This window comes from Phycicoccus flavus, from assembly GCF_004025965.2.
Taxonomy (GTDB): Bacteria; Actinomycetota; Actinomycetes; order Actinomycetales; family Dermatophilaceae; genus Phycicoccus; species Phycicoccus flavus.
In genome coordinates this window covers 1-514 of record NZ_SAYU02000153.1, presented here as the reverse complement: position 1 = coordinate 514, position 514 = coordinate 1, and the positions used below count along the sequence as shown (strand labels likewise).

1 protein-coding gene is annotated in these 514 nt (G+C 70.4%); it reads left to right on the top strand.

Going from position 1 to position 514, the window contains the following annotated elements; translation table 11 throughout:
- Nucleotides 1-514 (top strand): Nramp family divalent metal transporter (locus tag EPD83_RS20290; protein WP_165567087.1); only part of this gene is annotated, 514 nt, incomplete at both ends.

Sequence of the window (514 nt, the reverse complement as noted above, 5' to 3'; positions counted from 1 at the left end):
GCCCGTACATCGTGGTCTGGGGCTTCGTCTACGGCGCCGCGGCCATGGCCGGCACCGGCCTGGCCCTCTACAGCCTCTTCCCCGCGCTGTCGGTGACGGCCTGGGGCGTGATCTCCGCGCTCATCGGCCTCGCCGTCGTGTGGAGCGGGCGCTACGTCACCTTCGAGCGGGTGCTCAGCGCCCTCGTGCTGCTGATGTTCGTCTCCATGGTCGCGGCCGCGGTGCTCACCGTGCCGAACCTCGGCGAGATCGTGACCGGCATCGTCCCGCTGCTGCCGGAGGGCTCGACGATCTACGTCCTCAGCCTCGCCGGAGGCGTCGGCGGCACGATCACCCTCGCGGCCTACGGCTACTGGGTCCGAGAGAAGGGCTGGACGACCCCCGCGTCCATGCGGGTCATGCGCCTGGACAACGTCACCGCCTACGTCGTCACCGGCCTGTTCGTCATCGCCACCCTCGTCGTCGGCGCCGAGCTGCTCTACTCCGCCGGTATCGCCGTCGAGACCGGGGACCA